Below are 25,057 nucleotides of genomic sequence, written 5' to 3' on the forward strand. Positions count from 1 at the left end.
CCGTGCTCAACGGCTTCACCGCGCTCGGCACGCCCATCACAGAGGTCGCAGGATAAATCTGTCCGGGGAAAGGGGAAGTCCGATCAGCAGCCGATTTGTGCAACAGAGCCTATTCGGTGGACATGATGCGCATCAGCCCTTCTTCAGGATCATTGCGTTGGAACAGTTGAGCGTCATGCCGCGGCCCGTCACCAGACAGACCTCGGCATCGGCGACCTGACGCGGGCCGCAAGCGCCGCGCATCTGGCGCACGCCCTCGACGACATGCAGCCACCCTTCCATATAGCTTTCCGACAGGTTGCCGCCGGCCGTGTTCACCGGCAGATCCCCGCCAAGCTGGATGCGGCCGCCCTCGACGAAGCTGCCCGCCTCTCCGACGCCGCAGAAGCCCGCATGTTCAAGCCAGAGCAGCACCGACATGGTGAAGTTGTCGTAAAGCTGCGCGACCTTGATGTCCTTCGGGCCGACGCCCGCCATCCTGTAGGCCGCGTTCAGCGCATCGCGCTGATGCGGCACATACCACCAGTCCTCGCGTTCGTTGTTGCGCGTCGTGTAGGCCTGCCCCATTCCGCTGATCGTGACCGGCGGCTGGCGCAGATCGCGGGCCCTTTCGGCCGAGGTGACGATCACGCAGACGCCGCCGTCCGAGATCAGGCAGCAATCGAGCAGGTGGAAGGGTTCCACCACCCAACGCGAATTCTGGTGGTCCTCGATCGTGATCGGCTTGCGCATGACCGCATCGGGATTGAGCGAGGCGTGATAGCGGCAGGCGACCGCCACCTCGGCCAGATGACGCGAGGTCGTGCCGTAAAGCGCCATGTGGCGCGAGGCGGCGATGGCCGAATTCGCCGCCGCGGCATACATGCCCCAGATCGCCCAGCTGTCGCCCCAGCCCGAAGGGCGGTTGAACCTGGATCCGCCGGTCTTGGCCGTATCGCCGAACACGCAGGCGACCGTGGTCGCAAGGCCCGCATTGATCGCCGCCACCGCGTTCTGGATCAGCGCCCCCGCCGTACCCCCGCCGAGCGACATCGAACCGGTATAGCGCGGGTCGATGCCCAAAGCCTCGCCCAGGCGCAGATAGTTCAGCGGGCCTTCCGGCGAGGTGGTCCCCGGCATGGTCAGCAGGCCGTCGATATCCTGCTTGCGCAGCCCGGCGTCATCCAGCGCGCGCTTGAACGCCTCGACCGCCAGCGTGATCGGCGTCGAGCCGGGCAGCGTACCCTGCGCCGTGGCCCCGACACCGGCGATAGCGAATTTGTCCCGCAGATCGGACATGTTGCCGCCTCTCCAGTTATTTCCCGCGAAACACGGGCTTGCGTTTTTCCTGAAAGGCCTTCCGGCCTTCGATGCGGTCTTGGGTGTCGCGCAGCGTGCCGAAGGCCAGCCGCTCCAGCGCCTGCCCCGCCTCCAGCGTGAGCCCCTCGCTGAGCCGCACCACCCGCTTGATGGCGCGCACCGACAGCGGCGCGTTCGCGGCGATCCTGCCGGCGAGCGCCATCGCCGCGGGCATCAGATCGGCACTGTCGTAAAGCCCGCTGACAAGGCCGATGCGATAGGCCTCGTCCGCATCGATCCGGTCGCCGGTCAGCATGAGCGTCATCGCCATCGACACCCCGACCGCGCGCGGCAGCCGCTGCGTGCCCCCCGCCCCCGGCATCGACCCCACACGCACCTCGGGCAGGCCGAACTGCGCGTTGCGCGATGCGATGCGGATGTCGCAGGCAAGCGCGATTTCCAGCCCGCCGCCCAGCGCATGCCCGTTGATGGCCGCGATGATCGGCTTGTCCATTTCCATCCCGGCAAGCAGATGGTCGGATTCCGCCCGCCCGAACGTCAGTTCGGCAAAGCTTTCGTCCGGCGGCATGGTCTTTTTCAGATCCGACCCGACGCAGAAGGCGCGATCCCCCGCCCCGGTCAGCACCGTCACCCGGATACGGTCGTCCCTGCCGATCTCGACCCAGGCCTCGCGCAGCGCGCGGCGCAGGTCGGGGTCGATGGCATTCATTGCGTCCGGGCGATCGAGGCGAAGTACCGCGACACCATCCTGAACCGAGATATCAAGGGACATGCCCGCTCCTTACCTGAGTTGTTCGCCCCGCACGGGCAGGAAACGCCGCCGCGTCCGCACCATGCAGCGCGCTGAAATCCGGTGCGATCCCCCGAACCGGACGCCCGCTGTCGGGTATGGATCCCCCCATGGCCGCCGCCGCCGGGCGCGCCGCGAAGCAGCCGCCCATCTGCGATCCGACGGCGCCACCCTCGCCATCGGGAAGGCTTTCGTCAAATGAGTAAAGCGCCCATATGGGTGATAAAATATCAATCCAAACGTGATTCGGCCGCGAAACGGCACCGCCATTTCCGTCAAGCCATTTCCCGGCACCGCCCGGCAGAAAAGGCGCCCGAACACCACCAGAAATTGCCCATACCAAGGGGGAGGGATCGGCCACATGTCCACCTCGACCCCCACAACGGTGTTCCGCCGCCCCACCGCACAGACCGGGAAAACACGGTCGTCACGGTTTCCAATAACTCACCTTCAGATGAGCAGAATTGGCTTGACCACCCCATGCCTCCCGCCAACTGTACAGGCCGCTGCAAGCGAAAGGATTGTCATGACCCTGCCTGCGTTCGAACACCGCCTTGCGGCGCATGTCCTGTCGGAACGGGCGGAACTCTGCGGCGCGGCAGAGCGTCACACCGTGCGCCGCGCGCTGCTCGACACCATAGCCTGCGCCGTGGCGGGCAAGCAGGAACCGGCTGCCCTTGTCGCCCGGACATATGCGCGCCGGCTGGCGCCCTCGGGCGGCGAGGCAAGCCTGTGGGCGGGCGGCGGCAAACTGCCGGTCGAACTTGCGGCATGGGTCAACGGGATCGAGGCCCATGTTCTCGATTTCGATGACGTTTCCTCGCCCATGCGGGGGCATCCTTCCGTCGCGATGCTGCCCGCCCTCATCGCCATCGCCGAGGCGCGCGACATGGCCCTGCATGCCGTCGAAGAGGCATATGAGGCCGCATATGATGCGCTGTGCCGGATGTCCCGCGCGGTCGCGGTCGCGCATTATGCCCACGGCTGGCACACCACCGCCACGCTCGGCACGCTCGCCGGGGTCATGGGCTGCGCCCGCCTGATCGGCCTCGACGAAACCCGCTTTTGCCACGCCCTCGGCATCGCGCTGGCCCAGCTTGCGGGTAGCCGGGGCAATTTCGGCACCATGGCCAAAAGCCTGCAAGCGGGACAGGCGGGAATGATCGCCGTTCGCTCGGCCCTGCTGGCAGAGGCCGGTTTCGACGGCGCGGTCGATGCGCTCAGCGGGCCGCAGGGCTTTCTGCGGCTCTACACGCAGGGCGGCAATTTCACGCATATCCTCGACGGCGCAGCGGCACCTTCGGAACTGGCCCGCAGCGGGCTGGAGGTGAAGAAATACCCCCTCTGCTACGCGACCCACCGCGCGCTGGATGCGGTTCTCGACCTGCGCGCCGATCATGGCCTGCGCCTGGACGATGTGGCCCGGGTCGAGGTGCGGTGCAGCCACGGGGCCTTCGTGCCCCTGATCCACAACCGCCCCCGGACCGGGCTGGAGGCGAAATTCTCGATCGAATACGCGATGATCGCCGCACTGGCGGATGGCGCGATCACCCTTGCGAGTTTCGACGACACCGCGGTCCGGCGCGGCACCATCCAGTGGCGCCTTGCCGATGTCGCGGTAATCGAAGCCGCCGGTGCCGTCATGCCGCGATGGGCAGAAGTGACGCTGGCCCTGCGCGACGGGCGCAGCCTGACCCGCAGGGCCGACCGGTTGCGGGGCAGCGCCGAACTGCCGCTCGGCGATGATGACCTGCGGCGCAAGGCCCTCGATTGTTTTGCGCATGGCGGTTCGCAACAGGGGCCGGCGGTCGCATCCGCCCTTCTCGGCCGCGCCGACCTGTCGGTGCGCGATCTTTTGGCGATGCTGTAGGGCCGGCAGGGCAGGCGCCAGCCGGCACCCGCCCCCCGGGGATCTAGATCCGAAGCGTCACCGATTTCACATGCGTGTAGTGTTTCAGCGCCTCGATCCCCTTCTCGCGTCCGATACCGCTGTTCTTGTGCCCCCCGAAGGGCGTCTCGATCCCGCCGGCAAGGTATTCGTTCACGAACACCTGCCCGACCTCCAGCCGGGCCGCCATGCGATGGGCCAGCGACACGTCGCGCGTCCAGACCCCAGCCACCAGACCATAATCGCTGTCATTGGCCAGACGCAGCGCATCCTCGGCATCGCCGAATCCGGTCAGCGTCGCAATCGGCCCGAAAATCTCTTCCCGGAAAAAGACCGAACCCGGATCCGCGTCCAGTATGACGGCAGGCGCCACATAAAGCCCCTTGGCGGCGGCCTCGGCATCCTCGAACCGCCCGCCCCGCATCACGGCGAAACCCGACCCGTCCGCCGCATGCAGATAGCCGTTCACACGGGTATACTGGTCGGGGGTGATGATCGGCCCCATCGCGCAATCCGCCCCGCGCCCGATCCTGACCGCTTGCAGATGCGCCCCGAGCCGCTCGACGAACGCGGATTTGCAGCTTTCCTGTACAAGGATCCGCGTGCCCGCCGAACAGATCTGCCCCGCGTTCATCGTGAAAGCCCGAACCGCCCCCGCAGCCGCCGCATCGAGATCGGCATCCGCAAAGACGATATTGGCCGATTTGTCGCCGAGTTCCAGCGTGACGGGGATGATCCTTTCCGCCGCGATATGGCCCACCGCGCGGCCGGTCTTCACCGACCCCGTGAAGGCGATCTTGCGGATCGCGGGATGCCGCACCAGCGCGTCGCCCGCCTCGTGGCCATAACCGGTCACGACGTTCAGCACCCCGGGCGGAAGGCCGGCATCCTCCACGCACAGACGCGCGAGTTCCAGCAGCGTGACCGAAGTGAACTCCGACGGTTTGGCCACCACGGTGTTCCCCGCCGCAATCGCCGGCGCGATGCCGCGCGCGGCCTGATTGATCGGCGCGTTCCACGGGATGATCACGCCCACGGCGCCATAGGGTTCGTAGCGGGTATAGGAATGATAGGCGTCGCCGAGGTTGATGACCTCGCCCGCATAGAGGTTCACAAGGCCCGAATAATATTCGAAATAATTCGCGGCGACCTCGACATCCCGGCGCGCGTGCCAGTCGGGCTTGCCGGTTTCGACGGCCTCGATACCGGCCAGAAGATCCAGATTGTCGGTGATGACCCGCGCGATCCGCGCCAGCACCCGGCCGCGCAGCACCGGCCGCAGGCCCCGCCAGTCCGACAGCGCGGCTTCTGCCGCATCCACGGCCAGCGCCACATCGCGCGCGTCGCTGCGCGCGATGGTGAAACTGGGGGTGCCGGTCCGCGGATCGCTTTCCCGCAGGGTTTCGCCCCCCGCGGCGCCGCACGCGCGCCCGGCGATGAAGTTTCCATAGGTGCGGAACGCCGCTTCGGGCCCCGTCGACTCGGCCATGACAGATTGCTCCCGGCTACGACCCGGGATGCCGGAATATCCGGTTCATGCCCTTTGGCCTTTCTTCTTCTGTGATCAAAGCGCACAGGATCCACGGCCTTGGGCCCATGGTAGCGCTGACCGCCCTTCCCCACGAGGATCCTCACTTATCAAGGCCGCAGGCTCTAGAAACCACCCTTGCCCGTCAAGCCAGATTTGCGTAGCTTCGGTTGAGATTTTGGAAACCGTCCGCCATGCGCATGAACCTTCCCCCGCTCAATGCCCTGCGCAGCTTCGAGGCAGCGGCGCGGCTGAGCAGCTTTTCGGCGGCGGCGAACGAGTTGAACGTGACGCCCGGGGCGATCAGCCGCCAGATCGCCAAGCTGGAGGACTATCTGGGCGTGATGCTGTTTCACCGCGGCACCCGCGAAGTCACCCTGACCGCGACGGGCACCGAATATCTGGCCACCGCCAGCACGCTTTTCACCACGCTTCATCGCGAAACCGCACGGATCCGCAAAAGCGGCGAGCGCAGTTCGCTGACGATATGGAGCTCCATGACGGTAGCGATGCGGTGGCTGGTGCCGCTGCTGACCGACTATTACGCCCGGACCCGCGACATCGACGTGGAGTTGACGACCTCGTTGCGCCCGCTGGCGGAAAACGCGCGGGAATTCGATTTCGCCATCCGCTACGGTCAGGGGGACTGGCCCGGCTTCCGATCCGACATGGTGATGGAATCCGACCTCGTGCCGGTCTGCGCGCCATCGCTTCTGGACCGTTTTCCAAACCGCAGCGTCGAGGATCTTCGCGGCCAGACCCTGCTGCATTCGCAGGTCAGGATCGGCGATTGGCAGACCTACCTGACGGCGGTGGGGATGCTCGACGTGGACGGCAGCCGGGGGGTCAAGTTCGAAAGCTCGGCGATCGCCTATCAGGCCGCTGCGAACGGCCTCGGTATCGCGCTCGGGCAGCGGCGGCTGGTGCAGGAGGATCTCGACGCGGGACGGCTGGTCATTCCGATCGACCTGGCCATCCCCGCCGGCGGGGCCTTCTACCTGATCTACCTGCCCGAAACCCTGCGCGACCGGCGCGCGGCGGATTTCCGCAAATGGCTGCTCCAAGCGGCGACGGCCCCGGCGGCCGGATAGCGCGGGGCAGCCGTTCCGGCGGTCAGATCTTCCCCATGTCCCTCAGCACCTCTTGCGCGGTGCGGAAGCCGTCCATGGCCGCCGGCACGCCGCAATAGACCGCCGCCTGCAAAAAGACCTCGCGGATCTCTTCCACCGTCAGGCCGTTGTTCACCGCGCCGCGGACGTGCAGGCGCAACTCGTGCATGCGGCCGAGCGCGATGATCATGCCCAAATTGAGGATCGAGCGTTCGCGCCGCCCGAGGCCGGGGCGGTTCCAGATCTCGTCCCAGCAGATTTCCGTCACCAGCTTCTGCATCGGGAAATTGTAGTCGGTCGCCTCGGTCAGCGCGCGGTCGACGTATTCGTCCCCCAGAACCGCCTTGCGCGTCGCGAGGCCCCGTTCGAACTTGTCCATGCATCCCTCCATAGGCCGGCAGATGGCAGGGCTAACGCGGGATGCGGGCGATGTCGATGCGCCTTCAGCCGGTGATGCGGCCCAGAACCGCGGCCCAGGGCGTGGCCAGCAGCGCGGGGTCCAGATCCAGGATGGCCGCCACCGCCGCCGCCCCCGCCGGATAGGCCGGGGTCAGGTTGCCGAGGATCTTGGCCCGGATGACCTCGGGCGCGAAGGGCTGATCCGCCCCGCCCGGCGCGCTGAGGCAGGTGCCCTCCAGCCGCGTGCCGTCGCGCAGGTGCAGGCTGACCTGCGACGGGCGGTCGTTCGGCCAGGGCAGATCCTCGGGCCAGGCGGCGATGGTCACGGCATCGCGCAGGCGGATCATGCCCGCGTCGGTCAGGCTGTCGGCGCTGAACGCGGTTGCGCCGGCATGGCCGTAATTCACCGTCGCCGCCGCGATATGCTGGATCGAGAACTTGGCGGCCAGGCTGGTTTCCGGCTGCGCGCGGTCCAGCCGGCGGCCCTTCCAGTGGGTGGCCACGGTGATGTCGGCCACATCATCCGCCGCAACCCGCCGCCCCGCGGTCGCGGCCAGAACCGCCTCGACCGTGGAATGGGCGTATTGGCAGCAGGCGTGCATCTTGTGATAGCCGCCGGCGATCTTCCAGTCCTGCCCCAGGTCGCGGTCAAGTTCCGCCACCTCGACCGTGCCGCCGAAGATGTCGGCAAAGACCTCGGTCATCGACCAGGGGCTGCCGGTCAGACCGACGGGCGCCCAGTCCACCGCGCGGATGCCGTTCTGCGCGCAAAGCCCGGGCCAGACGTTGCGGATCAGCGCACCCGATACGGCATGGTTGAACGGGCCGGGCAGGCACAGCGTCGCCGCCGTGGTGATGGCGCGGAAGGCCGTTTCCGGGTCGCAGCCGCGCAGTTTCGCCACCGCCGCCGCCGCGCCCACCGTGGCGAGCCCGCCATGGGGATGCAGCACCAGCCCCGGAAAGCTGAACGCATGCGCGGTGCGGGCGACGGTTTCATAGCCGACGACCAGCGCCAGCAGCAGATCCTGCACGCTGGCGCCCGTCGCCTCTGCCTCTGCCAGCAGCGCGGGGATGCAATAGAGCGCGGCATGACAGACCACCGCCCGATAGCCGCCGTCGAGTTCGGCCCAGTCCGCCGCCGTGCCGTTGGCCAGCGCGGCGGAATAGCGGTCGGTGCGCACCGCCGGCTGCGCGCCGTCCAGAACCGTCGCCTCTGCCGGCCCGCCGACGCGCAGCAGTTGCGCGCGCAGGGCCTGCAGCTCCGGTTCGTCCCGCGCCGCGATCAGCGAGGTCAGGTCGTCGCAGAACACCGTCGCGGCGCGCTGGCGGATGTCGGCGGGCAGATCCCCCCACCGCAGCCCTGCGGTGAAACCCACCAGATGGCGCAGCGCGGCGGCTGCCTGTTCGTGCACGTCAACGGAAACCGGGGTCGTCATGGTGCCTCCTCAGGCGATCATGGAAGGAAGCCAGGTCACGATCGCCGGAAAGGCCATCAGCAGGGCCAGCGCCACGACCTCCATCAGGATGAAGGGCGTCACCCCGGCAAAGACCTGTTCCAGCCGCAGCGGCACCGGCGAGGCGGACCGCACGACGAATACGTTCAGCCCGACCGGCGGCGTGATCAGTGAAATCTCGCACATCTTGATGACGACGACGCCCAGCCAGATCGGATCGTAGCCCACGTTCATCATCACCGGGAACATCACCGGCAGCGTCATCACCATGATCGCGATCGGCTCGATGAAGCAGCCGAGGATGAGGAACAGCACCCCGAAGGCCATCAGATAGGCGAAGGGCGCCAGATCCTGCGCGATCAGCCAGCCCGAGATTTCCGACACCAGCCCCGTATAGGTCAGGAACCGCGCGAACAGCATGCCCCCGATCACCACGAGGAAGATCGTGGACGAGGACAGGATCGCCTCCAGGAACGTCTCGCGCAGGGTTTTCAACTGGGCGCGCCGCTTGAAGAACACGATCAGGAAGGCCCCGAACGCCCCGACCGCCCCGGCATAGGTGGGCACGAACCAGCCGCCATAGATCCCGCCGATCACCATGCCGAACAGCAGCAGGATGCCCCAGGTGTTCTTGAGCGAGCTGATCTTTTCCGACAGCGGCACGCGGTGTTCGGGCATGGGCGCGTGCGCGGGCTTGAGCTTGGCCCAGATGTAGATGCCGAACAGGAAGATGAACGCGGTCATGACGCCGGGGATCAGCCCGGCGATCAGCATCTTGCCCACCGACTGTTCGGTGGTGATGGCATAGATCACCATCAGGACCGAAGGCGGGATCATCGCCGACAGCACCCCGGCCGAGGCGATGGCACCCGAACTCAGCCGCTTGTCATAGCCCGCGTTGGTCATCTCGGGCATGGCCATCTTGGTGAACACCGCCGCGTTCACCATCGTGGATCCCGAGGCCGCGCCGAAGGCGGCGGAGGCGATGGTGGTGGTCATCGCCAGCCCGCCGGGCATGCGGGCGAACCAGTTGTAGGCGGCGGCATAAAGATCGGTGGTCAGCCGCGCCTGCGTGGCCAGCGACCCCATCAGGATGAACATCGGGATCACCGCGAGGGTGAAGCTGTTGACGGTCGCGAACGGAACCGAACCGGCCTGCGCCAGCGCCGCGAATTCGCCCATCGACAGATAGATGCCGAGAATACCGCACAGGCCCATGGCCACGCCGATATGCACCCCGGCGATCATGAGAAGGAAAAGCAGCCCGGTCGCGATGATGGCCGCGGTGGATGGATCGAACATGGATGATGCCTTGCGATCTGGGTGTCGATGACGGTCAGGGACCGCAGGTTCAGCCGAATTCGACCGGATGGGGGTCGCCGAAGCGGGTGATGTCGTGCCACAGGTCCAGCAGGAACTGGAGGATCATCAGGACCGAACCGAACACCAGGATCCAGCGCGCGGGCCACAGCGGAAAACGCAGCAGGCCCGATGTCGCCTCGCCGATCTGCCAGCTGTAGACCGCCTCCAGCCCGCCCTGCCAGGTCAGCAGGGCGAAAAAGACGATCCCCGCCACCGAGGCGATGATGTCCATGGCCGAACGCATCTTCTTGCCGACCTGAAGATAGACCAGTTCGACCCTGATATGGGCCCTGCGGATCTGGGCCCAGGCGATGCCGCCGAACACCACCAGCACCATCGTGCTTTCGGTGAATTCCAGCGTGCCGGGGACCGGGTGTCGCAACTGCATGCCCACGACGTCGCCGACGCCGAGGAACATCGAAAGCAGCAGTCCGATACTGCCGAGAGCGACAGAAAACACTGCCAGTTTGCTTACCAGTTGCTGCACACCGATCCCCCTTCGCGCCCAGGCGTTGCCGCCCGTTTTACTGGGCAGTCTTTTCGCGCCAGACACGGGCGACTTCCGCCGCCGCATCGCCTTCGCCGCGGCCCTTCATCTCTTCGACCCAGAGGTCCAGCAGGTCGGGCGTCTTGGCCTTCCACTCCGCCAGGATTTCCGGCGACAGGGTGATGATCTCGCCGCCGCCGGCCTTGATCGCCTCGGTCGAGGCGACGATGGCCGCGTCGATCCATTCGACATATTCCTGCTGCGCGCGCGCCGCTTCCTCGAAGATGACGGTTTTCAGGTCATCGGGCAGGCGCTGCAGGGTGCGGTCGCTCAGCACCACCATGTGGCCGGCGATGTTCAGCCCCGGGCCGCAGGAATACTTGCCCGCCTCGTACAGGCGATAGGCGTTCACGTTGCCCAGGTTGACGAAGGAATAGTCGATCGTGCCGCGGTCGATCGCCTCATAGAGGTCGCCCGCAGGCACCGTGACCGGGGTCGCGCCGACCGCCGACATCATGTGCGGGATCAGGTTGCCGAAGGTGCGGATCTTCTTGCCGTTCAGACCGTCGAGCGATTTGCAATCGTCCGTCTTGCCGGTCATGTAATAGGGGTCGAGCGGCTGGTGGAACAGCCGGTGGATGCCCAGCCGCGCGGTTTCGGCCTTGAACTGTTCCAGTTCGGCAAAGGAATAGTCCGCGATCTCGATGGCCTGCGCCGGGCTGTCGAAGACGAAGGGCGTTTGCAGGATCTTGGAATAGAGAAGCTGGTCGCCGTAGTAGCCCGGCACGATGGCCGCCATGTCGATGGCGCCGCGCCCGACCAGACCCAGCAGTTCCGAATCCTTGCCCAGGCCGCCCGAATAGACGATGTTGATCTTCACCCGGCCCTCGGTGCGCTCTTCCACGCGCTGCGCGAAGTCCTGCTCGACTTTGACGAAGGGCGAGTTCGACAGATAGTGGCCGAAGTTCAGCCGGAATTCCTGCGCCGAAGCGGCAGAGCCGCCCAGCACGATGGCCGCAACCGCCCCGACAAGGGAAAAACTGTGCTTCATGGGTATGGATCTCTCTGTTGGGGCATCTGGTGCCGGTTGATTCAGCCTTTCGGAGGGCATCCGAAAACTGTTTACAGTTTGCACCAGACATCCGCTCTGTCAATACTTCCGGTCAACAGAGTGTCACTGCCGTAGGAGCAACCGATGAACCAGTCCACCGATCCCCAGAAAACCGGCATGGCCGCGGCACCCCTTCCCACCGCCCGGGCGATCCTCGACCGGATGGCCGCGCGGCTGTCGTGCCGCGATTTCGACGGCAGCCCGATCCCGCGCGATGAACTGCTGGCCATGCTGGCCGATGCGACCGAGGCGCCCTCGTCCTGCAACCAGCAGCACTGGCATTTCGTGGTGGTGGACGATCCGGCGCAACTGGCCCGGGCCGCGGATCTGGCGGGCGGCAACCCGCATTTCCGCAGTTGCGCGGCGCTGGTCTACCTGTGTTTCCAGAAGGGCTGGACGCATGACAACTTCTCGGTCGTGCAGGGGGTTGCGGCGGCGGGCTATCACCTGATGCTGTCGGCGCATCTGCGCGGCTGGCAGTCGATCTGGAACGCGGGCACGGGCGATCCCGACAAGGTGCGCGCCCTGCTGGACCTGCCCCCCACGTTCGACAACCAGGGCGCCATCGCCATCGGCCGCGCCCGCCCCGACGCGCCGGGCCGCAAGCCGCCGCGGCGCCCCCTGTCGTCGGTCGTGTCGTTCCAGACCTTCGCGCGGCCCGCCGAAACGGTCTATCCCGCCCGCCCGGCGGCGGCCTATCCGTACCACGCCATGTCGCGCGCATCGAATCCCTTTGCCGAATGGGATCCGACCCGCTGGACCCCGGCGCAACTGGCCGACTATCGCGCCTGGTCGGTCTGGGCCAAATCGCCGCTGGCGGGCGTCTATACCTCGCGCCGGCAGGGCGAGGCGACGGAACGGGAACTGGACCTGATTCGCCCCCTGCCCCCCGCCGCGCAGGTGGCCGAAATCCTGCCCTGGGGCGGCACCAGCACCGTGACCCTGGCGCAAAGGCTGCCCGGCGACGCGCGGCTGACGGTGGTCGAGGCGCATCGCAACAACCTCGACTTCATCGCCGACCGCCTGCCGCGCGAGGGGATCGCCCGCCCGGTGGACATGGCGCTGATGGCGGGCGCGCGGCTGCCCTTCGCCGACGGGGCGCTGGATCTGGTGGTGATCCCGCAATCGCTCGAGCACATGGCCGATCCCGCCGCGATGCTGGCAGAGGTCCGGCGCGTGCTGAAACCCGCAGGGCAGATGGTGCTGAGCCTGCGCAACCGCGCCTCGCGCTATGGCGCGGAATGGGCGCGGGGGGAATCACGGGGTCAGGTGCCGTTGCAGGGGCCGTTCACCCCGCTGCGCCCCAAGGCGCTGGCGGCGCTGTTGCAGGACCGTTTTGTGGTCGAGGATCTGCACGGCATCGGCCTGTCGGCGGGCGGCGACGCCGAGGTCCTGACGGCGGGGCCGCTGCGGTTCCGCCGCCGCCTGCTGGCACTGCGCGCGCGCCCCGTCTGAGGGGCACGCACCCCCGGGGCGGATCAGGCGGGGGCGCCCGGCACCGTTCCGGCGGGAAGGCCGCGGATATGGGCGTTCACCCCGCCCACCGTGGTGATCCACAGCTGGTCGCGGTGGCGCATGATATGGTCCAGCGCGCGGCGCAGCGCCCGCAGCCGGTAGGGATGGCCGATGATGAACGGATGCGTGATCAGCGTGAACACCAGCGGCCGTTTCGCCGATTGCAGCAGCATCTCGTCGAACTGGTCCACGATCATCCGCTCGAACGACGCCGCACTTTCCTGCCGGAACACCATCGAGGGGGAATCGTTCAGTTCCACCGAATAGGGCACCGACAGGATATGCCCGCCCCGGGTGCGCATCCACACCGGCTGATCGTCCAGCGGCCAGTCCAGCATGAATTCGTATCCCGCCTCTTGCAGCAGGTCCAGCGTGACCTCGCTCTGCGCGAAATAGGGGCCCATCCAGCCCTTGGGCTGCGTGCCCGACAGGCGGGTGATCTCTTCCGTCGCCTCGACGATCAGGCGGCGTTCCTCGTCCTCGGCCAGCCCGTCCTGCCGCTCGCCGTTCGACCGCCCGTGGCCGACGATCTCGTCCCCCCGCTCGAGGATCTTCGCCAGAATCTGCGGGCATTCGCGCAGCACGGCGGAATTGGCGTTGTGCGACGCAGGCAGGCCATGTTCGGCCAGAAGGTCGAACAGATACCATTGCCCGACGCGGTTGCCATAGTCGCGCCAGGCATAGTTGCGGTGGGTCTGCGGCGCGGTCAGCACGGCGCTGTCGCTGCCCAACCCGCTGCGATAGCTGAAGATCTCGATATTGTTGCACAGGCAGAAGGCCAGCCGCCTGCCCCCCGGCCAGTCATAGACCGGGCGTTCGGGCAGTGCCGAATAGTCGTAGCGTCCGTGGTTCCTGAGTTCCATGCCCGGGCCTCCCTCCCGTCTGTCAATGCGTGTCGAACAGGGTCTGCAACCGCTCCGCGTCGCTGCCCTGCAACAGCGCCAGCATCAGCAGGATGCGCGCCTTCTGCGGCGACAGATCGCCCGCCGCGATCCAGCCGCTCTGCCGCAGCCAGCCGCGCCGTGCCACCCGTCCGCTGCCGACGCGGCTGGCCTGCACCACCGGGATCCCGGCGCGGGCGGCCTCTGCCAGCGCGTCGCGTTCAAGGGGCGCGGGCATGCCCGGGGCGAAACCGGCGGACACCAGCCCCCGCGCGCCGGCGGCCAGAAACGCCCGCGCGGCGGTGCCGTCGCTGCCGGCATAGGCATAGCAGATGTCGACGCGCGGCAGGTCCGAAAGGCCCGTCACGTCGAAGGCCGGTCCACTGCCCCCGGCCGGGGCGGGGCGGTCGAACAGCACGCGGTCGGGGTCGGCCACGCCCACCGGCCCCCATGCGCCGGAATGGAAGGCATGCAGGCGGAAGGTCGATCCCTTGGTGACGGCGCGCGCCGCGTGGATTTCGTCGTTCAGCACGACCAGCACCCCGCGCCCCGCCGCCGCCGGATCGCCCGCCACCCGCACCGCGTTGATCGCATTCGCCGCCGCATCCGAGGACAGCGTGTTCAGCGGCCGCTGCGCCCCCACCAGCACCACCGGGCGGCCCGCAGGCAGCGTCAGGTGCAAAAACCACGCCGTTTCCTCCAGCGTCGCGGTGCCGTGCAGCACGACGACCCCGGCGATTTCGGGCCGGGCGGCAATGGCCTGCGTGATGGTGGCATGCAGCCGCAGCCAGTCGGCAGGGCCGACCGCGCTCGACCCGACCGAACGGAAGGGCAGCGGCACCAGATCGGCGAACCGCGCCAGTTCGGGCAGTTCGGCGATCACCTCGTCCACCGACAGTTTCCGGCCCGTTTCCGGGTAGTCCATATAGTCGCGGCTGTCGGTGGCGAGGGACGAGATCGTCCCGCCCGCCCCGACGATGGCGATCACCGGCAGTCCCATGTCAGTCCCCGCGCGCCAGACGGCGGTGCTGATACCGCCCGATGCCGATGCTGCTGTCGGTCAGCGCGCCGTCCTGCACCACGGCTTGGCCCCGCACCAGCGTATGGCGCACCGCACCGCGGAAGGTCTTGCCCTCGTAGATCGAATAACCGGCCGAGGACACCACCCTGTCGCGCGTCAGGGTCCATTCGGCGTCCAGATCCACCAGCACGATATCGGCATCCAGCCCCACCGCCAGCGCGCCCTTGCGCGCATCCAGCCCCATCAGCCGGGCGGGGTTTTCCGACATCACCTCGACCAGCCGTTCCAGCGGGATGCCCCGGGCGTGGTAGCCTTCGGTCAGCATCACCGGCAACAGCGTCTCCATCCCCGGGCAGCCGGGCGAGGCCGCCCAGATCCCGCCCGCCTTGCCCGTCAGGTCGCGGTGGACGTGATCGGTGGCAATGGTGTCGATGTCGCCTTCGGCCACGGCCTGCCACAGCCGTTCGCAATCCGCGCGGCTGCGCAGCGGCGGGTTGATCTTGCCCCTGTCGCCCACCGGATCGGTCACGTCATGGGTCAGGTAATGCGGGCAGGTCTCGAAATAGATCTCGTCCCCGGCATAGCGGCGGGCCAGCCCCGCCTCCAGCGCCGCCGCCGATGACGTATGCACGACGTAAAGCGGCGCACCGGCGGCATTGGCCAGTAGGGACGCACGCTGCACCGCCTCCGCCTCGACGAAATCGGGGCGCGAGGCGTCCCAGGCGGCCAGCCCGCCCTTGCCCTCGGGGTCGGCCTTCATGGCGCGGTCGCGCAGCACCCAGGCGACCTCGATATTCTCGGGGTGGGGGGCGACCATGCCGCCATGCGCCGCCGCCAGTTCGGCCAGCCGGAAGAAGAAACCATCGTCGATATCGGGCAGGCCAAGCCGCTTACCCTCGCCGCCGCGGTTGTTCATGAAGATCTTCAGCGTCGGCGCGCCGTATTTCACGATATAGTCCGGCACCTCGGCCAGCTGGTCCTCGGTCGAGACGATGAAGTGATAGCCGAAGTCGATGCGCGCCCCCGCCCCGGTCACGGCGCGCACCTCGTCGAAGGTGGCGGCATGGGGGTCGGCGGCCATCAGATAGGGCACCATGCAGGTGACGCCGCCGATGGCGGCCGATGCGGTTTCCACCTCTGCATCCCCCGGCACGCGCGGGCGCGAGATGTCCTTGCCGTGGCCCAGATGCAGGTGGCCGTCGATCACCCCCGGCAGGGCGACCAGCCCGCTGGCATCCAGTTCCCGGGCCGCGGTGACGGCGGCGCCGGGGGTCAGGATGGCCGCGATCCGGCCCCCCTGCACGGCGATATCGCAGGCGGTGCGGCCGGTGCCGGGCAGGATCGCCTCGGCCCCGCGGATCACAAGATCAAAGGCGGTCATCGGATCACTCCTTCGCAGGAACAAGGCCGCGCAGCGCGGCGGACAGCGCGGCGGTGTCGGGTGCATCGGCCAGCCCCGCCAGCGCGGCGCGCAACGGCCCCGCATCGGCCCCGGGCGCCAGCCGCGCCAGATTGGCGGCGAATTTCGCATCCAGATCCGCCTGCGCGGGCGGGCGCGAGCCGTTGCCGTAAACGTCGTCGATACGCCGTTCCAGCACCCGGCCATCGGTCAGCGTCAGGCGCAGGAAGGCGTCGAACCGCGCCGGAAAGGCGCTGTCCGCCAGCACATGCCAGTCGCTGCGCGCGGCCAGATCGGCGACGCCGGGCGACAGCGGGTCCTCGAAACTGGCCAGATCGACACGGCCGTCGACCAGTTGCATCGCCACCGTCACCGGCAGCGACCAGCGCGCCAGATGCCCCGCCGCGCGGGCCTTTTCGGCCCAGGGTTCGGCCACGATCCCCGCCGCGCCCTGCGGCACGCCGCAGCCGAACCGGGCGACCTGACCCGCCGTCACGCCTTCGGCCTGCAACAGCCGGGCGGCCTCGATGAACGGGTGCAGATAGTGGCAGCAGGGGTGGAACTTGTAGGCCGCGGATTGCAGGTGCCAGACCTGCCCCAGATCCCCGATCAGCGCGCGGAAACGGTCGGGCGCCCCGTCATCGCCCGCGAAGAGGCGGAACAGGCCGAACTTGCCTTCCAGCGCGGTCAGGGGGCCGGTCATCCCGGCGCCGGCCAGATCGGCGGCGATCAGCCCGGCATGGGCGGCCCAGCCGGGATGCATGGATTTGACCGTGGACCCGTTGGTCAGGAACTCGAACACCCCCGACGCCTGGCTGAGCGCGATGCCCACGGCATGTTGCGCCGTATCGGCATCCAGCCCCTTCAGATCGGCGGCGATCCCCGCGGCACAGAGCGCACCGCCCACCGATGTGAGCTGGAACCCCCGGTTCTGGAACCCGCCCGCCGCCGCAAGGCCAAGGCGGATGAACACCTCGTACCACAGCGTATAGGCGCGGATCACCGCCGCGCCGCTGGCCCCCGCGGCCTCGCCCGCCGCCAGCGCGGCGGCGGCCAGCACGGCGGACCCGTGGACGATGGACCCGGTATGCGTGTCGTCATATTCCAGACTGTGGATCAGCCCGCCGTTGACCAGCGCCGCCGTCGCGGCGGGCAGGCCATGGGGCAGGCCGAACACGCTGGCCGGGCCGCGCCCGTCCTGCGCCTGCGCATAGCGGCGCCAATGGGCGCCGGCCTGCGACCCGGCCGCGCCATGCCCCACGCCCACCGCATCGGCGAAATGGCGCAAGGCGGTGTCGCGCACCGCCCCGGGCAGATCGCCCAGGGCGCGCAGGCGGGTGATCGTCTCGGCGGAAAGCGTCATCTCAGACCCCGAGGTCAGAGGCCGCCGCCAGCGCCCCCAGCCGGCCGAGCGCCGTCGCCGTCAAGAGCCCGTTGCCCGAGGCATAGCCGAGCGCCCCGGCCTTGCCCGACACCCCCGCAGCCGCCCCGCCGCCGGCGTAAAGGCCCGGGATCGCCGTGCCATCGGCGCGCAGCACCCGCGCATCGTCATCGACCGCCAGCCCGCCCTGGGTATGGAACAGCGCCGGCAGCGTGCGGCAGGAATAGAACGGCCCCTGCAACGGCGCGAGGCCATAGGCCCTGCGCCCGAAGGCATCCGGTTCGCCCTTCGCCGCGGCGGCGTTGTAGGCGGCCACAGCAGCCTCTGCCGCCACGGGGTCGAGCCCCTGCGCCGCGGCCACCTCGGCCACTGTATCGCCCTTCTTCAGGCCCTTGTGATTCCAGAGTTCCGCGAACTCTTCTTCCTGCATGGCGATGTCGAAGATGCGCTGGTCGAACACCGCCCAGGACCGCGCGCCTTCGGCCAGCACATGTTTCGCATAGCCCGAATAGCCGAGGCTTTCGTCCCCGAACCGTTCGCCCTTTTCGTTCAGCAGCACGCCGCCCTTTTCGATGGTCGTCCAGCTGAGGATGGACCCATGCGGATCCGCGACGGCGGCATAGCCCTGATAGGCCTGCATGTTCAGCAGGCTGGCGCCCAGTTCCTCGCCCCAGACCATCGCCTCGCCATCGGAACCGAGCGCCCCGAAATACTGCGCCCCGGCGATTTCGGGGATATAGCGTTCGACCAGCGCACGGTTGTTGCCGAACCCGTTGGAGGCAAGGATGACCGCGCGCGCGCGCACCTCTTCGGGGTTGCCGTCGCCGGTATCGACCATGGCGCCGACCACCCGGCCGCCCTCGACGATCAGGCTGCGGGCGGCGTTGCCCACGGCGATCGGGATGTCGCGCTTTTCCACCGCGGCCACCAGATCGTCCACCAGATCCTGCCCCCGGCGCGACCGCGGCGCATGCAGGCGCGACACGGAATGGCCGATATGCTTGTAGGCGGTGATCAGTTCCATCCGGCAGCCCACGTCGTCGATCAGCCATTCGACCGTCGCCGCCGACACCGCCGTCATCCGGCGCACCAGCCCTTCGGCCTCCGTCTCCCCGGCGATCCCCATCAGGTCGCGGAAATAGGCCTCGGGGCTGTCCTCGATCCCCGCTTCGCGCTGGAACCGGCTGTTCGCCGCCGGAACCGACCCGGTGGAGAGCGCAGAGTTGCCCCCCGGCCGGTCGTTCTTTTCGATCAGGGCCACGGTCAGCCCCTTGTCATGTGCCTGGATCGCCGCGCAAAGCCCGCAGGCCCCCGCCCCGATGATCAGAACGTCAAGCTCGTCGCTCATGCTGTCAAACCCCCGTGGTCTGTTGCCGGCCCGCCGGGGCTCAGGCGATCCGTTCCAGCGCCGCGATGGTGTCGTCGGTCGACAGCACGTCGGCGTATTTGTAGGCCATGTCGAACAGGTTCACCGCATGCGAGGTGAACGAACGGTCATAGCAGGCGTCCTGCGGCACGGTGCAGCGGAAGTTGTAGGCGAACCCGTCCACCACCGACCCGCGCACGCAGCCCGAGGTCGAACACCCCACCACCACCAGCGAATCGACGCCGAGGTCGATCAGATAGCTGGCCAGCGGCGTGCCGAAAAAGGCCGAGGGGTGTTTCTTGGGCAGCAGGATGTCGCCCTCTTGCGGGGCGATCTGCGGCGGGAATTCATATCCCTTGGCGGCGACGCCCAGCAGGGCGGGCACCTTGTCGCCCAGACGGCCGGTGTCGAAGGACTGCTTCGGCGCGACATAGGGGTAAAGCACCGGCCAGCCCTTGGCGCGGAACACCGCCAGCAGCCGTTCGATATTCGCCATCGCGTCCCAGGCCACCTGCCCGCAGGAGGTCTTGAATTCCTCGATCGCCTCGAAGAACGGCATCGGGCGGGTGCCGGTGGTGCGATACTGCACGTCGATGATGACCAGCGCCGGCCGCTTGCCGAGCCCCGTCGGGCGGCCGAACCCGGCCGCATCATAGGCGCGAAGATCCTCTTCGCTGATGATACCATCCCACGGATGCGCCATGGCCATCCCCTCCGTTCAGTTGGCTTGCGTGTACCGGGCTTCGAGTTCGTCCCAGAAATCCTTGTTGACCGACCGCTGCCGTTCCTCGAACCCGGCCAGCAGGTCGGCCACGCTGTCGAGGCTGCCTTCGTCGCGCAGCGCACTCAGCACGCGGGTGGAGGCCCGCAGCGCCGCCTGCAACGAGGCATTGGCATAAAGCACGACCGAAAAGCCGCTTTCCGCCAGAACCTTGCGGCCCGGGTCGGGCGTCTTGCCGCCGAAGACGATGTTGGCGATCTGCGGCGCGCGCAGTTCCGTGCCGATGCGGCGCAGTTCCTCGAAACTCGCCGGGGCCTCGACGAAGGTCATGTCGGCGCCCGCCTCGATGAAGGCATGGGCGCGGTCCATCGCGGCATCCAGCCCGTCGATGGCGCGGGCGTCGGTGCGGGCGATGATCATCAGATCCTGGTCCACCCGCGCATCCACGGCGGCGCGGATCTTCTGCAACATCTCGTCGGTCGGGATCACCTCCTTGCCGTTGAAATGGCCGCATTTCTTGGGGAACACCTGATCCTCGATCTGGATCGCCGCCGCCCCCGCCCGTTCCAGCAGCCGCACCGTGCGCACGGTGTTCACGGCATTGCCGAAGCCGGTGTCGGCATCCACGATCAGCGGCAGGTTCACCGCATCGGCGATGCTGGCCACGGTATCGGCCACCTCGGTGACGGTCGTCAGCCCCACATCGGGCGCACCCAGCCGCATGTTGGCGATTCCGGCGCCGGTCACATAGACCGCCTCGAACCCCAGATCCTCGATTACGCGGGCGAACATCGCATTCGCCGCCCCGGGGACGGTGGTAGCATCGCGGCGGGCGACAAGGGCTTTGAGCCGTTGGGTATGGCGCATTGACTATTTCCGGGTGCTGAACACCCCGCCGGGGCGGGGCCGATAGCGGGACCATGCGCTGCAATCTGACATCTGTCAACAGTTTGCATGACGTTTCCGCCCCGCCCCCGGCGGCGGTCAGCCGGGTTCGCCGCCTTTCCCCGCCTGACCGTCCAGCGCGGCCAGCGTGCTGATGCGGGCCGAGGCGATGTGCCGGCGCATGGCGGCCTCTGCCCGGTCGGGGTCGCGGGCGCGGATGGCCTCGACGATCTCGAAATGCTGGCGCAGCGCCTCTTCGGCACGGCCGGGCCGCATCGAGGATTTCAGCCGCGCGATCCGCAACTGAAAGTTCACCTCGTTCAGCAGGATCCGTTCGATGTTCACGCAACCCGCCGCCCGCGCGATGGAGACGTGGAAATCCTCGTCCACCGACCGCTGGCGATAGGCGCGGCTGCCGGTGTCGCGGATGTCGGCCTCGTGCCGGCGCAACAGCGCCTCTGCCTCGTCGGCCCAGCCATCGGGGGCATTCAGCGCCGCCAGCCGGGCCGCCATGCCCTCCAGCGCCTCGCGCAGGTAGAACAGTTGCTGCAACGAATCGTGGTCGAACTGGATGACGCTGACGCCAAGCCGCGGCACGCGCTCCACCAGCTTGCCTTCCAGTTGGTGCAGCGCCTCGCGCACCGGGCCGCGGCTGATGCCGAGCTGGCGGGCAAGCTGCGATTCCGAAAGCTTCTCGCCCGGCTCGAACTCGCCGGAGGTGATCGCAGCCACCACCCGATCCAGCACCTCGTTGGCAAGCGACCGGATCCTGATCGGCTCCATCATTCGTACACTCCTCGTACTGCGCGGCGGTCGCTGCGAAAGCGGCGCGTCCGGCATGGCGAATCAGTCTTCGCCAATGTTTCTGTTTCGCGATTCCGGCGCACATCCCACCCGCGATGCACGCCATAGTCCAGAATGCGATACAATCCGAGGCTCCTCAGGGCATCAGCGGGCCTTACTCTCTCGACAATTAACCTGACAACTGTCGGCAGTATGCAACATAATGGCCCGGCTTCAACCCGGCGTTTTCCGGGCCTGCGCCCGCAACGGCGCCAGCCTGCCGGGCGGCGGGATTGACAAATGTGCACCGCGTTATGTATCCAATCGTATGCAAGAGGATACCATGACCGATTCAAGCGAGGAAATACCGCAGGGACAGGTGGTGTACCGCCGGCTGCTGGAAGAGATCCGCGATGCGCGCCTGCTGCCCGGCACGCGGCTGCGCGAGGTCGAGGTCGCCGAACGGCTCGGCCATTCCCGCACCCCCGTGCGCGAGGCGATCCGGCTGCTGGAATCCGACGGGCTGGTGGTGCACCAGCCCCGGCAGGGGGCCACCGTCCGGGTGCTCGACTACCCCGAGGTGATGGAACTTTATGAAATGCGCGCCGTGCTGGAAGGCACCGCCGCGCGTCTGGCGGCGCGGGTCGCCAATGAAACCGAACTGCGCCAGCTGCACGAACTGAACGCCGAATTCGCCGCCGCCGGGGACAACCAGCAGGCCGCCCGGCTGAACCGGCAGTTCCACGCGATGCTGCTGGAGGCCGCGCGCAACCGCTTTCTGCTGCGCTCGATGCGCGTGGTGCAGAAGACTATGCTGATCCTCGGGCCGACCACCCTGCTGGAGGCAGACCGCACCGTGACCGCCGCGCGCGAACACCAGACCGTGCTGGACGCGCTGTCCGCCCGCGACGGCCCCGGCGCCGAGGCCGCGATGCGCGCGCATATGGAGGCGGCGCAGATGGTGCGCCTGCGGACCCTGCGGCGGCACGAACGGCCGCTCGAGGAATGACACGGATCACGTTTCAGGAAGACGGACAGACATGAGATGCAATCCCCGCCGAACCGCCGGCGCCCCGCAGGATACCCTTTGGGATCTGGTCGTGGTGGGCGGCGGCAACGCGGCCCTATGTGCCGCGATCACCGCCGCAGAGGCCGGCGCGAAGGTGATCATCCTCGAAGGCGCGCCGAAACCCTATCGCGGCGGCAACAGCCGGCACACCCGCAACTTCCGCTGCATGCACCGCGGGCCGCTGTCGGTGCTGACCGACGCCTATGACGAGGACGAATATTTCAACGACCTGCTGCTTGTCACCAAGGGCAAGACCGACGAACACCTCGCCCGCATGGTCATCCGCACGTCCGAGGAATGCCTGCCCTGGATGCAGGCGCATGGCGTGCATTTCCAGCCCTCGCTGTCGGGCACGCTGTCGCTGTCGCGCACCAACGCCTTCTTCCTCGGCGGCGGCAAGTCGCTGGTGAACGCCTATTACAACACCTGCGAGGATCTGGGCGTCGCCGTGGTCTACGAGGCGCAGGTGACGCATGTGGGGATCGAGGGCGACCGCTTCACCCATGCCGAGGTCACCATCGCCAGCGCCCCCCCGGTCCGGGTCCGCGGCAAGGCGGCGGTGCTGGCCTCGGGCGGGTTCCAGTCGGATCTGGACTGGCTGACCCGGGCCTGGGGGCCGGCGGCGGCGAACTTCCTGATCCGCGGCACGCCCTACAACCGCGGCGTGGTGCTCAAGGACATGATCGACCAGGGCAGCGAGACGGTGGGCGACCCGACGCAATGCCACTGCGTCGCCATCGACGGCCGCGCGCCGAAATTTGACGGCGGCATCTGCACCCGGCTGGACTGCGTGCCCTTTTCCGTGGTGGTCAACCGCGACGGCGACCGTTTCTACAACGAGGGCGAGGATACCTGGCCCAAGCGGTATGCGATCTGGGGCCGTCTGGTGGCAGCACAGCCCGATCAGGTCGGCTATGCCGTGATCGACGCCAAGTCGATCGACCTCTTCATGCCCTCGGTCTTTCCGCCCATCGTTGCCGACACGGTGGCGGAACTGGGCACGAAACTGGGGATCGACGGGGCGAAACTGGCGCGCACCGTCGCCGAATTCAACGCCGCCTGCCGCCCCGGCCGCTTTCACCCGACCGAACTCGACGGCCTCGCGACCGAGGGGCTTTCGCCGCCCAAGACGAACTGGGCGCGGCCCATCGACCAGCCGCCCTTCTACGGCTACAGCCTGCGCCCCGGCGTCACCTTCACCTATCTGGGCCTCAAGGTATCCGACACCGCCCGGGTCCAGCGCGCCGACGGGCCGCTCGCCAATGTCTGGGCGGCGGGCGAGATCATGGCGGGCTCGATCCTCGGCCAAGGCTATCTCGCCGGCTTCGGCATGACCATCGGAACCGTATTCGGCCGCATCGCAGGCCGGGAGGCCGCAGAACATGTCCTTTGACACCCCCGCCCTCATGCAAGAGGCCCGCCGCCAGCTGGAAATCTGCAACGCCTGCCGCTATTGCGAGGGCTTCTGTTCCGTCTTTCCGGCGATGACGCGCAACAAGGCCTTCGCCGATGGCGACATCAGCCATCTGGCGAACCTGTGCCACAACTGCCGCGGCTGTTCCTATTCCTGCCAGTATATCCCGCCGCACGAATTCGCGCTGAACATCCCCGCCGCGCTGGCAGAGGTGCGTCAGGACAGTTGGGAACGCCACGTCTGGCCCGCGCCGCTGGCCCGCGCGTTCCACGAACGCGGGCTGGTCATCATGCTGGTGATGGTGGCGGCGATCACCGCGTTCTTCCTTGCGCTGCACGGCCGCGCACCGGGCGAGGGCGAGGGGTTCTATGCCTTCGTCGCGCACAACACGCTGGTCGCGATCTTCGCCCCCGCCTTCCTGCTGCCGCTGGTGGGGGTCGCCATCGGCCTTGTCCGCTACTGGCGCGAAACCGGGGGCCGGCGGATCGCGCTGGCCGATCTGGCCGGGGCCTTCGGATCCGCGGCCCGGATGCGCAACCTGTCCGGCGGGCATGGCGAGGGCTGCAACTTCGAAAAGGGCGACCGCTACAGCGACGCCCGGCGCCATGCACATCAGGCGATGATGTACGGCTTTCTGCTGTGCTTTGCCGCGACCTCGGCCGGCACGCTGATGCACTACCTGCTGGACTGGCCCGCCCCCTACCCGATCTGGAGCCCGCCCAAGGTCTTCGGCATCAGCGGCGGGGTGCTGATGATCCTCGGCGGGGTCTGGCTGGCGCTGCTCAAGCTGCGCGCGGATCCCGATCTGGGCGCGCGGCGCGTCTGGGGGGGCGAGATGGCCTTCGTCGTGCTGCTGGTGCTGATCGCGGCCAGCGGCATGGCGCTTTACGCCGCCACCGGCACCGGCGCGGTGCCGGCGCTGCTGGCCTTCCACCTCGGCACGGTGCTGGCGTTCTTCGTGCTGCTGCCCTGGTCCAAGATGGTGCACGGCTTCTTCCGCCTGTCCGCGCTGATCATCGAGGAACAGAAGAAGCGCCGATAACGGGCCGCAACGGATCGGCATCCCCCCGCCATGGGCAGGTTTTGACCGAGATAGACATTTGCTGACCGTAGAGGTTTAGGTCATGTTGACAAATGGCGGAGCCAGAGGCGGATCGACGTGATGTCGATGAAGCCCAGGAAGCTTTCGGCGGTC

General features: G+C 67.9%; 22 protein-coding genes. 6 read left to right on the forward strand and 16 right to left on the reverse strand.

From position 1 onward, the window contains the following. Positions 1 to 132: 132 nt before the first annotated feature. Positions 133 to 1,278: a thiolase family protein gene (locus RGD00_RS20675; protein WP_310459141.1), complete on the reverse strand. Its 1,146-nt coding sequence runs from the start codon at positions 1,276 to 1,278 to the stop codon at positions 133 to 135. A gap of 16 nt (positions 1,279 to 1,294) precedes the next feature. Then, positions 1,295 to 2,071: an enoyl-CoA hydratase/isomerase family protein gene (locus RGD00_RS20680; protein WP_310459142.1), complete on the reverse strand. Its 777-nt coding sequence runs from the start codon at positions 2,069 to 2,071 to the stop codon at positions 1,295 to 1,297. Between the two features lie 544 nt (positions 2,072 to 2,615). Between RGD00_RS20680 and RGD00_RS20685 the strand changes: the two genes are divergently transcribed. Then, a complete protein-coding gene (locus RGD00_RS20685; RefSeq protein WP_310459143.1) occupies positions 2,616 to 3,959 on the forward strand; it encodes an MmgE/PrpD family protein in 1,344 nt (447 codons plus the stop codon). 43 nt (positions 3,960 to 4,002) lie between these two features. Here RGD00_RS20685 and RGD00_RS20690 read toward each other — a convergent pair whose 3' ends face one another. Beyond that, a complete protein-coding gene (locus RGD00_RS20690; protein WP_310459144.1) occupies positions 4,003 to 5,466 on the reverse strand; it encodes an aldehyde dehydrogenase family protein in 1,464 nt (487 codons plus the stop codon). Positions 5,467 to 5,705: 239 nt separating this feature from the next. Between RGD00_RS20690 and gcvA the strand changes: the two genes are divergently transcribed. Next, complete coding sequence (gene gcvA / locus RGD00_RS20695; protein WP_310459145.1) at positions 5,706 to 6,596, forward strand: transcriptional regulator GcvA; 891 nt, start codon at positions 5,706 to 5,708, stop codon at positions 6,594 to 6,596. Between the two features lie 22 nt (positions 6,597 to 6,618). Here gcvA and RGD00_RS20700 read toward each other — a convergent pair whose 3' ends face one another. The 5 genes from RGD00_RS20700 to RGD00_RS20720 form a co-directional block, all read right to left on the reverse strand. Next, positions 6,619 to 6,993: a carboxymuconolactone decarboxylase family protein gene (locus tag RGD00_RS20700; protein ID WP_310459146.1), complete on the reverse strand. Its 375-nt coding sequence runs from the start codon at positions 6,991 to 6,993 to the stop codon at positions 6,619 to 6,621. Positions 6,994 to 7,057: 64 nt separating this feature from the next. Further along, positions 7,058 to 8,449: an MmgE/PrpD family protein gene (locus RGD00_RS20705; RefSeq protein WP_310459147.1), complete on the reverse strand. Its 1,392-nt coding sequence runs from the start codon at positions 8,447 to 8,449 to the stop codon at positions 7,058 to 7,060. 9 nt (positions 8,450 to 8,458) lie between these two features. Further along, entirely contained in the window at positions 8,459 to 9,769 is a 1,311-nt protein-coding gene (locus tag RGD00_RS20710; RefSeq protein ID WP_310459148.1) for a TRAP transporter large permease, read from the reverse strand. A 49-nt stretch (positions 9,770 to 9,818) separates the two neighbouring features. Further along, complete coding sequence (locus RGD00_RS20715; RefSeq protein ID WP_310459149.1) at positions 9,819 to 10,316, reverse strand: TRAP transporter small permease subunit; 498 nt, start codon at positions 10,314 to 10,316, stop codon at positions 9,819 to 9,821. Positions 10,317 to 10,353: 37 nt separating this feature from the next. Further along, positions 10,354 to 11,367 (reverse strand): TRAP transporter substrate-binding protein, encoded by a 1,014-nt coding sequence (locus tag RGD00_RS20720; protein WP_310459150.1) that lies wholly within the window; start codon positions 11,365 to 11,367, stop codon positions 10,354 to 10,356. Between the two features lie 144 nt (positions 11,368 to 11,511). Here RGD00_RS20720 and RGD00_RS20725 point away from each other — a divergent pair, with 144 nt between their 5' ends. Then, entirely contained in the window at positions 11,512 to 12,882 is a 1,371-nt protein-coding gene (locus tag RGD00_RS20725) for a nitroreductase family protein (protein WP_310459151.1), read from the forward strand. A 23-nt stretch (positions 12,883 to 12,905) separates the two neighbouring features. On the opposite strand, the gene RGD00_RS20730 is transcribed toward RGD00_RS20725, so the two are convergent. From RGD00_RS20730 to RGD00_RS20765, 8 genes are all read right to left on the reverse strand, one after another. Beyond that, positions 12,906 to 13,805, reverse strand: coding sequence for a polysaccharide deacetylase family protein (locus tag RGD00_RS20730; protein WP_310459152.1), 900 nt, complete (start codon positions 13,803 to 13,805; stop codon positions 12,906 to 12,908). 22 nt (positions 13,806 to 13,827) lie between these two features. After that, complete coding sequence (locus tag RGD00_RS20735) at positions 13,828 to 14,823, reverse strand: asparaginase (protein WP_310459153.1); 996 nt, start codon at positions 14,821 to 14,823, stop codon at positions 13,828 to 13,830. Position 14,824: 1 nt separating this feature from the next. Then, positions 14,825 to 16,225, reverse strand: coding sequence for a dihydroorotase (locus RGD00_RS20740; RefSeq protein ID WP_310459154.1), 1,401 nt, complete (start codon positions 16,223 to 16,225; stop codon positions 14,825 to 14,827). 4 nt (positions 16,226 to 16,229) lie between these two features. Beyond that, a complete protein-coding gene (locus RGD00_RS20745) occupies positions 16,230 to 17,606 on the reverse strand; it encodes an MmgE/PrpD family protein (protein WP_310459155.1) in 1,377 nt (458 codons plus the stop codon). Between the two features lies 1 nt (position 17,607). Further along, the gene (locus RGD00_RS20750; RefSeq protein WP_310459156.1) at positions 17,608 to 18,972 is read right to left on the reverse strand and encodes an FAD-dependent oxidoreductase; all 1,365 of its coding nucleotides are present in this window, start codon (positions 18,970 to 18,972) and stop codon (positions 17,608 to 17,610) included. Positions 18,973 to 19,012: 40 nt separating this feature from the next. Next, on the reverse strand, positions 19,013 to 19,693 hold the full coding sequence (locus tag RGD00_RS20755; RefSeq protein ID WP_310459157.1) for an isochorismatase family protein: 681 nt from the start codon (positions 19,691 to 19,693) through the stop codon (positions 19,013 to 19,015). A 15-nt stretch (positions 19,694 to 19,708) separates the two neighbouring features. Further along, the gene (locus RGD00_RS20760; protein ID WP_310459158.1) at positions 19,709 to 20,578 is read right to left on the reverse strand and encodes an isocitrate lyase/PEP mutase family protein; all 870 of its coding nucleotides are present in this window, start codon (positions 20,576 to 20,578) and stop codon (positions 19,709 to 19,711) included. 117 nt (positions 20,579 to 20,695) lie between these two features. Next, positions 20,696 to 21,382, reverse strand: a complete 687-nt coding sequence (locus RGD00_RS20765) for a GntR family transcriptional regulator (protein ID WP_310459159.1) — start codon at positions 21,380 to 21,382, stop codon at positions 20,696 to 20,698. Positions 21,383 to 21,722: 340 nt separating this feature from the next. Here RGD00_RS20765 and RGD00_RS20770 point away from each other — a divergent pair, with 340 nt between their 5' ends. The 3 genes from RGD00_RS20770 to tcuB are packed head-to-tail and all read left to right on the forward strand — an operon-like array spanning position 21,723 to position 24,904. After that, positions 21,723 to 22,388: a GntR family transcriptional regulator gene (locus tag RGD00_RS20770; protein WP_310459160.1), complete on the forward strand. Its 666-nt coding sequence runs from the start codon at positions 21,723 to 21,725 to the stop codon at positions 22,386 to 22,388. 31 nt (positions 22,389 to 22,419) lie between these two features. Then, entirely contained in the window at positions 22,420 to 23,841 is a 1,422-nt protein-coding gene (tcuA, locus tag RGD00_RS20775) for an FAD-dependent tricarballylate dehydrogenase TcuA (protein WP_310459161.1), read from the forward strand. Continuing rightward, positions 23,831 to 24,904 (forward strand): tricarballylate utilization 4Fe-4S protein TcuB, encoded by a 1,074-nt coding sequence (tcuB, locus tag RGD00_RS20780; RefSeq protein ID WP_310459162.1) that lies wholly within the window; start codon positions 23,831 to 23,833, stop codon positions 24,902 to 24,904. Before tcuA ends, tcuB begins: the two co-directional genes overlap by 11 nt. The last annotated feature ends 153 nt before the right edge of the window (positions 24,905 to 25,057 follow it).

It is taken from the genome of Ruixingdingia sedimenti (assembly GCF_031432425.1).
Taxonomy (GTDB): Bacteria; Pseudomonadota; Alphaproteobacteria; order Rhodobacterales; family Rhodobacteraceae; genus Ruixingdingia; species Ruixingdingia sedimenti.